Origin of the sequence: Microcoleus sp. T3_D1 (assembly GCF_036700405.1) — a bacterium.
Taxonomy (GTDB): Bacteria; Cyanobacteriota; Cyanobacteriia; order Cyanobacteriales; family Microcoleaceae; genus Microcoleus.
The window spans coordinates 39,847-48,339 of record NZ_JAUBOV010000058.1; the positions used below are offsets into that span (position 1 = coordinate 39,847).

Consider the following 8,493-nt stretch of genomic DNA (forward strand, 5'->3'; position numbering starts at 1 on the left):
AATTAGTTCCTTTAACTATCCGGTTAGTGGTTCTTTATTCAAAATACCAGACTATCTGTGCCACCGACTTTTTGATTGTTGCGACGCTGTGCGGCCACTCTCGGAGAAGATTTTTTGTGCAGGTAGCGATCGCCCGATCGTCCCCCATCGTGCAATAATGATATGACTTGCACAAAAGCTCTATTAGTAGGTAAATCTTGCCTACCTTACCGCTACATATAGCGTCTCAACTGTCAACCCGTGCAACTTACCAATTAAACCGGCTGTTGCACTACACAAATTTTTCCTAATGGCTGAAGTCCCCCAATCTCCCGCAGAACTTGCAGAAGCCCTCAAGGGCTTTACCGATATCAATTTCCAATTGCCAGACCCCGAAGACGAACAAATACCAGAGTTTGACTTTGAAAATCAAGTTGACAATGCCTGGAAAGTGTGCGATCGCTTCGACTTGCAAACCGACATTTGGCGGGGACGCATTCTCCGAACAGTCCGAGACAGAGAAAAAAAAGGCGGCGAAGGACGAGGCACAGGCTTTTTGAACTGGCTCAAAGAAAGAGAAATTGGCAAAAGTCAAGCCTATTCTTTGATAGAATTAGCTAATAGTGCCGACACTCTTATCCAGCAAGGAGATTTAGACCCAGATTCCATTAGAAACTTCAGCAAAAGAGCCTTTGTAGAAACCGCCAAAGCATCTCCCGAAGTCCAGCAAATGGTAACAGATGCCGCAGCAAATGGCGATCGTATCACCCGCCGCGAAGTCAAACAACTATCCGACGAATGGATGGCCATGAACTCAGATTTATTGCCAGAAGAAGTCAAAGAAAAAGCATCTACCGGTTCTCTACCTTCCCGCTACCTCGCTCCTTTAGTCAAAGAAATGGAGAAACTCTCCCCATCTCACCAAAGCGAAATTCAAAAAGAAGTAGCCGAAAATCCCGACGTAGATACTGTCAAACAGCTAACATCCGACGCCAAGAACTTATCAAAATATCTCGACGCCGCCGCCCAAGTGCAAGCTCTCAATCAGTCTCATTTAGACATGGAAATGGCCTTAGAAGAATCTTTGCGAGTAGGCTGTTTGGGAACCACCGCCGACGTTGTAAAACAAGCCGCACAGCTAGAACAAACAGTAGTCAAACTATACACGATTTGGAAGCGTTTAGGCAGTTTGGCAGATAGATTATACGTGGATACAGGAGCAAGCACACCGAATTTGCGGTTGCTTTTGGGATGCTTGGACAGTCTTTCGGGAGAAAAGATTGAAGTGGATTTCGGAGACGGAGAACGCTCTATTCGCTTGCAAATTTTCAGCGAATAGCTAAACCTTGACCGCAGATAAATGCCAACATCCCGGCTCATTATCTGCGTCGAACCCTGTTCATCTGCGGTTAAAATTTCTAAGTTTTTTCCAAAGATATCGGGGATGCAAATAACGCCGATATTTAGTAACTATTTCTTTCCCCAACAGCACTACGCTAATCCAAAAACAAACTTCTGCCCCAACAGCCAGAACGACCGATAAAGTAGTTTTTTGGGGAATGTCCAGCCGCAGGAAGGGCACAACAAATAAGACTGCCAACCACGGTAGAAAAGATAGGACAAATAAAAACAAACCGAGCTTTTGCATAGATTCAGATAATACAGCTTTGATATCCCCTTTATCTCTTAGTCCGCTTGGAGTTGACTTCGCACCAATGTCAGCAACAGGCAAGATGCCTGTTCCACAAGAATATTTAGTATTTGTGGAACAGGCATCTTGCCTGTTCTAAAGAAGGGTTCAACAAATGACTACAAACTTAATTGCCAAGCATCTCAAACTCAATTCTTAATCCCCGTCGCCGCAATCCCCCGAATAAACTGCCGCTGACCGGCCAAAAACAGCAATACCACCGGTACAGTTCCAATTACCACCGCCGCCATCAACAACTGCCAACTGCTAGTAAACTGTTCCTGAAATTCAGCCAAAGCTAACTGCACAGTTCGCAACTGGGGCCGCGTCGTAAACACCAGCGGCTTAAACAAATCGTTCCACTCCCCGATAAACGTAAACAAAAACAGCGTCACCAAAGCCGGCCTCGCCAAAGGTAGCATCACCTGCCACAAAACCTGCCAGCGGTTAGCCCCATCCAGCATTGCCGCCTCCTCCAACTCCACCGGAACAGTCATAAAATACTGGCGCAGCAGAAAAATCCCAAAACCGTTAGCCGCCGTCGGCAAAATCAGCGCCCCGTAAGTATTCAGCAGATGGCCCCACTTCAAAACCAAGAAAATCGGAATCACCAAAAGCTGAAACGGAATTACCAGCGTCGCCAAAACCCCCAAAACTACGGCCTGTCGCCCCCGAAACTTCAGCCTGGCCAAAGCATAACCGGCCAAAGCAGAAGTCACAACCTGAAAACCCGTCACTGCGATCGCCACTAGAGTAGAATTAAAGAATGCCAATAAAAAATTGCCCCGTCGCCAAGCCTCTTGATAGTTCGCCAAAGTCAAGCCTGTGGCCTTGACACCCACACCAGATGGTGATAAAGAAACCAAAAATACAGCAGCCAGCGGCAGCAGCACCAGCGCAGCCCCCGCCAGCAACAAAATAAAACTCAGCAGTTCCAGCGCTTGAGACCTGTCAAAGGATTTACCCATAAATTTGTGAATTAACCTAAAATAATAAGCCTGTGAGGTTCTCCAACCCGATCGCCTCCCAGAGGATTCCCATACAACATAATATGTGGTAGAGGGAAAGAAGGAGTACCCAGCGAGGAAGTTGTGGTTAGGATATAATGTTAGAGATAGAGTTGGTACTGTAAAACCTTTAAAGGTGGAGACATAGACCCTATTTCTATCATCTATTTCCGGGCAAAAGATCGACTAACGACTAATTCCAGTAATTAGTAAATAGATAGCATTCTAGCGATAGTCTTTCTGGAGTGTTCGACGGCAAAAGTCCGGCCAACACGCTGAGGACGCCAGTTTTTCCCGGATAGTCAAAGAAAAGTTCTTTGTCGAAAGAATCCTCAGCTATAATCTGTGATTTAGATGGGGTGCGTTCAAAATAGGTAAAGTGTACTGTCACTGACCCCCCATTTTAAAGGGGTTTCCAAACATCCCGCAAGCTTATATAAGGAGACTACATATCTATGCCCCAGCTTGAGGCCAGCCCAACAATTGACTTTCAAACCGAAACTTACAAAGATGCTTACAGCCGCATCAACGCCATTGTTATTGAAGGCGAACAAGAAGCTCACGATAATTACCTGACACTGGCCGAACTGTTGGCTGACAAAAAAGCAGAGTTAATTGGCTTGTCCAAGATGGAGAACCGCCACATGAAAGGCTTCCAAGCTTGTGGCCGGAATCTTAAAGTCACGCCCGACATGGCATTTGCCAAAGAGTTCTTTTCGGAATTGCACAAAAACTTCCAAACGGCAGCGGCCGAAGGTCAGATTGTAACTTGCTTGTTGATTCAATCGCTAATTATCGAGTGTTTTGCGATCGCAGCTTACAACATCTACATCCCCGTCGCCGATGACTTTGCTCGCAAAATCACCGAAGGCGTCGTCAAAGAAGAATACAGCCACCTCAACTTTGGGGAAGTCTGGCTGCAAGCTCACTTTGAGGAATCCAAAGCGGAACTAGAAGCCGCCAACCGCCAAAACCTGCCCATCATCTGGAAGCTGCTAAACGCTGTCGCAGACGATGCCCGCGTCTTGGGAATGGAAAAAGACGCTTTAATCGAAGACTTTATGATTGCCTACGGCGAAGCTCTAGGCAACATAGGCTTTAACAACCGCGATATCATGCGGATGTCAGCACAAGGCCTCGCAGCCTAGTTAATTCGGAAATAAAGAATGGGAAAAAAATTAAAAATTAAAAATTAAAAATGGGATAACTCATTTTAAAATATAAATTTTTAATCTTCCCATCTTCCATCTTCCATCTTCCACCTTCCACCTTCCACCTTCCATCTTCCTTCATTTGACAACTTAATGTTTGGTCTAATCGGTCACTTAACCAGCTTAGAACACGCCCAATCAGTAGCTAACGAGCTGGGCTATCCAGAATATGGCGATCAAGGTCTCGATTTTTGGTGCAGCGCACCGCCCCAAATAGTTGATCATATCACGGTAACAAGCATCACTGGACAAAAAATAGAAGGGCGCTATGTGGAGTCCTGTTTTCTGCCAGAAATGCTAGCCACTCGCCGGATTAAAGCAGCCACTCGCAAAATCCTTAATGCGATGGCACACGCTCAAAAAAACGGGATTAACATCACTGCTTTAGGCGGCTTTTCTTCGATCATTTTTGAGACTTTCAACTTGCAGCAAATTAAGCAAATTCGCAATCTCAAGTTGGAGTTTGAACGCTTCACCACTGGTAACACTCACACGGCTTACATCCTGTGTCGCCAAGTAGAAGAAGCAGCCCCTAAATTGGGGATTGAACTTTCAAAAGCCACTGTAGCCGTTTGTGGTGCTACTGGCGATATTGGCAGTGCTGTGTGTCGCTGGCTCAATGTTAAAACAAATGTAGCAGAATTGTTGCTCATTGCCCGCGACAAAGAACGATTACAAGATTTGCAATCGGAATTGGGCCGAGGCAAAATTATGGACTTGGAAGAAGCCCTCCCCCAAGCCGATATTGTAGTCTGGGTAGCCAGTATGCCCAAGGGAGTAGAAATTGACCCTAAGACATTGAAGCAACCATGTTTATTGATTGACGGTGGCTATCCGAAAAATCTGGCAACTCAGGTTCAGCATCCCGAAATTTACGTACTCAATGGCGGGATTGTGGAGCATTCCCTCGATATTGAGTGGAAAATTATGAAGATTGTCAATATGGATGTACCGGGCCGACAGTTGTTTGCCTGTTTTGCCGAATCAATGCTGCTGGAATTTGAAAAATTGTATACCAATTTTTCTTGGGGACGGAACCAAATTACTGTGGAGAAGATGGAGCAAATCGGTCTGATTTCTGTCAAACACGGTTTCCGACCTTTATTAATGTCATTTTGATGTTAAAAGTCAACAGTTAAATTGGAAAATTTAACTGTTGACTTTTTCTTTGGCATCGGAATAATATTTTTCGGAGTGCAGCGCGAGCTTCCCGCTCGCGCTATATGATAATGATGATGTGACCCAATTTGATAAGCTAATCCGCATTTAAATTGCATAGTAAAATAAATTTTTCCTCTTGTGGGGAGTAGGGGTTAGGTCCGAAAGCCCGCCCTCAACATACAAATTAAATGCACAACAGCTTATCATACAAAATTTAAAACTCAAAGTTTCCAATTTTGCCGTCTTTTTCAGCATCCCCTGACAGGGTAGGATCTCGAAAGAGTCGATCGACAAAACCTGACAAAACCTTCCTTATAGAAATTATCCGCGTGCCAAACCCAGACCGTAAACCCTTACTCTTAGATTTTGAAAAGCCCCTGGCCGAACTCGAAACCCGAATTCACCAGATTCGCGAACTCGCCGAAGAAAACAGCGTCGATGTCACCGACGAAATTCGCAAACTCGAAGCGCGTTCCGCCCAACTGCGACAAGAAATCTTCAGCAGCTTGTCCCCCATGCAGCGGCTGCAACTTGCCCGTCACCCGCGCCGCCCCAGCACCCTCGATTACATTCAGGCAATTAGCGACGAGTGGATCGAGCTTCACGGCGATCGGCGCGGCGGAGACGACCCGGCCCTCGTCGGCGGAATTGCCCGCATAGACGGGCGTCCCACAGTCATCATCGGCCATCAAAAAGGACGCGACACAAAAGACAATATCGCCCGCAACTTCGGCATGGCTGCTCCCGGCGGCTACCGCAAAGCCCTGCGGTTGATGGAACACGCCGATCGCTTCGGAATGCCAATTTTCACCTTTATCGACACCCCCGGAGCTTGGGCGGGCTTAGAAGCAGAACAGCTCGGACAGGGAGAGGCGATCGCCTGCAACCTCCGAGAAATGTTTCGCCTCGACGTTCCCATTATTTGCACCGTCATCGGTGAAGGCGGTTCCGGCGGCGCATTGGGTATCGGTGTCGGCGAGCGGCTGTTGATGCTGGAACATTCCGTCTACACCGTCGCCACCCCCGAAGCTTGCGCGGCCATTCTCTGGAAAGACTCTGGCAAAGCTAACTTGGCCGCAGAAGCCCTGAAAATCACTTCCTGGGATTTGAAAAACCTCGGCATTCTCGATCAAATAGTGCCAGAGCCGATCGGCGGCGCTCACTCGAATCCCCTCAAAGCTGCATCCATACTCAAACAAGCTTTGTTAGACAACTTAGCAGAACTAACACAGCTTACCGGTCAGCAGCGACGCGAGCTGCGGTATCAAAAGTTTCGCCACATCGGTGTATTCACTGAAATTTCGGCTTGAGCCGATCGATTCAGAGTTATCAGTTATGAGTTAAAAATTCTTAACTTTAAACTCATAATTCACAGCTCATTATTCTGCGGATCTGTCAGCAGTGTTATAATTTCTCAGGTGACACCGGCTTAACAGTTCTTAATGTTCATCTCATAATTAACTGTTATCACCCGCAGCAGACAGTTGTCTAATTTGCCTCAGAAGGCTGCAACGCTGTAGGGAGTTGCCGACCGAAAGTATTAGGACACTGAATGAACCATCCAACAACAAAGCAGGCTCTGATTACCGGAGCCAGCAGCGGTATTGGCAAAGCGACGGCTCTAGCGTTCGCCGCCGAGGGCATAAATCTGGCCTTAGTTAGCCGAAAGTCAGAAAACTTAGAAGCAGTTGCCGCAGCAGCCCGAGAAGTCGGAGTGAAAGCAGAAGCTTATCCCTTAGACTTGGCAAAAATTGAGCAAGTGCAAAGCAGCATCAGCGCGATCGCAGCTCAATTCGGTTCCGTAGATATCCTGGTCAACAGCGCTGGCATGGGCTACACCGGCTCCTTGACGGAAACCTCCCTAGCCGACTGGCAGAACGTTCTAGACCTGAATCTGACTAGCGTTTGGCAGTGCATTCTAGGAGTTTTGCCCTCCATGCGCGATCGCGGATCGGGAATCATCATCAACGTTTCCTCGATCGCTGGCAGCCAAACCTTCCCCAACTGGGGAGCCTACTGCGTCAGCAAATTCGGTCTCATGGCTTTGTCTAAAACCTTAGCCGCCGAAGAACGGGCTCGCGGAATTCGCGTAACAGCAATCTGTCCGGGTTCTGTCAACACTCCCATGTGGGACACAGACACCGTGGACGCCGACTTCGATCGCACCGCCATGTTAACCCCAGAAATCGTCGCCCAATCAATTCTGCACGCAGTTCAGTTGCCAGCAAGTGCAGTAATTGAAGAAATCACGCTCATGTCCAACGCAGGAGTTTTGTGAACTTGAGATTTTAGACTGCTGAATTTTTCTCAATTCAACAATCTTTGAATCTCTAGCTATATCGCCCAATCCAAAATCGAAAATCTAAAATCTAAAATCGATTCACCCTCACACCAACTTGTTATGACTATTGCATCTTCCACCGATTCCAATGGCTCGAACTCACTCTCGACTGACAGCATGAAACTGTTACAAACCGCAGAGAACAACACCCCGCGCATCCCCACTCGCCCCGATCGCAATTCCTCGAACGGTCAAGAATCCAGCGTGCCCATAGCTTCAGAAGTAGGCCAAGAAGAAATGATGGAGGCCGTTCGGACAATGCTGCTGGGAGTAGGAGAAGACCCCGAACGCGAAGGATTGCTCAAAACTCCGAAAAGGGTAGCTGAAGCAATGCGGTTTCTCACCAGCGGTTACAGTCAATCCCTCGAAGAACTCCTCAACGGCGCTATCTTTGACGAAGGTCACAACGAAATGGTACTGGTGCGAGACATCAGCGTATTCAGTATGTGCGAACACCATATGCTGCCGTTTATGGGCCGAGTTCACATTGCTTACATTCCCAACCAAAAAGTAGTGGGATTGAGCAAATTAGCCAGAATTTCCGAGATGTACAGCCGCCGGTTGCAGGTGCAAGAACGTTTGACGCGCCAAATTGCCGAAGCAGTTCAGACAATATTGGAACCCAAGGGAGTAGCTGTAGTCATGGAAGCCAGCCATATGTGCATGACGATGCGGGGTGTACAAAAACCCGGTGCTTGGACGGTTACGAGTGCCATGTTGGGCGTGTTTCAAGAGGAACAGAAAACTCGCGAAGAATTCCTGAATTTGATCCGCCACCAACCGGCATTCTTTTAGTCCGTTGATAGTCGATCGATTGACAGTGGATAGTTAACAACAGTTAGGAGTGCGAGCGTCTTCGCTCGCGCATCCGAGTTATATTGTGTCCGGTCGATGGACAGTAAGGAACCCCACGCTTAAAAGCGGGGGCTTTTGGGAAGTCCGGCTCGTTCCGAGCAGTGCAAGAAGAAAGCCCGAACCTTACCAGAGACAGGATTAGACCTACGTTTTTAGAGTCATGATACCGGAAAATGCGACGCTAGTTTTCCGCTCTATCGCCAAAAGTTAAACAGGATTAACGGGGTTAAACCAGTGCTTTTGGCATAA

The 8,493-nt window shown here is 47.4% G+C and carries 10 protein-coding genes; 6 read left to right on the plus strand and 4 right to left on the minus strand.

Annotation, left to right across the window (positions count from 1 at the left end; genetic code table 11):
* Positions 1-38: 38 nt before the first annotated feature.
* Positions 39-173 carry a hypothetical protein gene (locus QT992_RS23100; protein ID WP_333320263.1) on the minus strand — a complete coding sequence of 45 codons (135 nt, stop codon included), beginning with the start codon at positions 171-173 and terminating at the stop codon, positions 39-41.
* A gap of 116 nt (positions 174-289) precedes the next feature.
* On the opposite strand from QT992_RS23100, the gene QT992_RS23105 reads away from it, so the two are divergent.
* A complete protein-coding gene (locus tag QT992_RS23105; protein ID WP_333320261.1) occupies positions 290-1,318 on the plus strand; it encodes a hypothetical protein in 1,029 nt (342 codons plus the stop codon).
* Between the two features lie 60 nt (positions 1,319-1,378).
* Here QT992_RS23105 and QT992_RS23110 read toward each other — a convergent pair whose 3' ends face one another.
* The 3 genes from QT992_RS23110 to QT992_RS23120 form a co-directional block, all read right to left on the minus strand.
* Complete coding sequence (locus QT992_RS23110; protein ID WP_333337776.1) at positions 1,379-1,627, minus strand: transporter suffix domain-containing protein; 249 nt, start codon at positions 1,625-1,627, stop codon at positions 1,379-1,381.
* Between the two features lie 191 nt (positions 1,628-1,818).
* On the minus strand, positions 1,819-2,637 hold the full coding sequence (locus QT992_RS23115) for a carbohydrate ABC transporter permease (RefSeq protein WP_333337726.1): 819 nt from the start codon (positions 2,635-2,637) through the stop codon (positions 1,819-1,821).
* Positions 2,638-2,869: 232 nt separating this feature from the next.
* Positions 2,870-3,067: a hypothetical protein gene (locus tag QT992_RS23120; protein WP_333308105.1), complete on the minus strand. Its 198-nt coding sequence runs from the start codon at positions 3,065-3,067 to the stop codon at positions 2,870-2,872.
* A gap of 64 nt (positions 3,068-3,131) precedes the next feature.
* On the opposite strand from QT992_RS23120, the gene QT992_RS23125 reads away from it, so the two are divergent.
* The 5 genes from QT992_RS23125 (at position 3,132) to folE (ending at position 8,184) form a co-directional block, all read left to right on the plus strand.
* Entirely contained in the window at positions 3,132-3,824 is a 693-nt protein-coding gene (locus tag QT992_RS23125; RefSeq protein ID WP_333320256.1) for an aldehyde oxygenase (deformylating), read from the plus strand.
* Between the two features lie 156 nt (positions 3,825-3,980).
* Positions 3,981-5,006: a long-chain acyl-[acyl-carrier-protein] reductase gene (locus tag QT992_RS23130; RefSeq protein WP_333337723.1), complete on the plus strand. Its 1,026-nt coding sequence runs from the start codon at positions 3,981-3,983 to the stop codon at positions 5,004-5,006.
* A 371-nt stretch (positions 5,007-5,377) separates the two neighbouring features.
* Positions 5,378-6,358: an acetyl-CoA carboxylase carboxyl transferase subunit alpha gene (gene accA / locus QT992_RS23135; RefSeq protein ID WP_333320253.1), complete on the plus strand. Its 981-nt coding sequence runs from the start codon at positions 5,378-5,380 to the stop codon at positions 6,356-6,358.
* A gap of 242 nt (positions 6,359-6,600) precedes the next feature.
* Positions 6,601-7,326: an SDR family oxidoreductase gene (locus tag QT992_RS23140; protein WP_333320251.1), complete on the plus strand. Its 726-nt coding sequence runs from the start codon at positions 6,601-6,603 to the stop codon at positions 7,324-7,326.
* Positions 7,327-7,449: 123 nt separating this feature from the next.
* A complete protein-coding gene (gene folE, locus QT992_RS23145; protein ID WP_333280439.1) occupies positions 7,450-8,184 on the plus strand; it encodes a GTP cyclohydrolase I FolE in 735 nt (244 codons plus the stop codon).
* The last annotated feature ends 309 nt before the right edge of the window (positions 8,185-8,493 follow it).

Bases quoted from the DNA above. Each gene is read 5' to 3' on its own strand.
- QT992_RS23105 (WP_333320261.1), top strand. From the start codon at position 290: ATGGCTGAAGTCCCCCAATCTCCCGCAGAACTTGCAGAAGCCCTCAAG.
- QT992_RS23110 (WP_333337776.1), bottom strand. From the start codon at position 1,627: ATGCAAAAGCTCGGTTTGTTTTTATTTGTCCTATCTTTTCTACCGTGG.
- QT992_RS23115 (WP_333337726.1), bottom strand. From the start codon at position 2,637: ATGGGTAAATCCTTTGACAGGTCTCAAGCGCTGGAACTGCTGAGTTTT.
- QT992_RS23125 (WP_333320256.1), top strand. From the start codon at position 3,132: ATGCCCCAGCTTGAGGCCAGCCCAACAATTGACTTTCAAACCGAAACT.
- QT992_RS23130 (WP_333337723.1), top strand. From the start codon at position 3,981: ATGTTTGGTCTAATCGGTCACTTAACCAGCTTAGAACACGCCCAATCA.
- QT992_RS23140 (WP_333320251.1), top strand. From the start codon at position 6,601: ATGAACCATCCAACAACAAAGCAGGCTCTGATTACCGGAGCCAGCAGC.
- folE (WP_333280439.1), top strand. From the start codon at position 7,450: ATGACTATTGCATCTTCCACCGATTCCAATGGCTCGAACTCACTCTCG.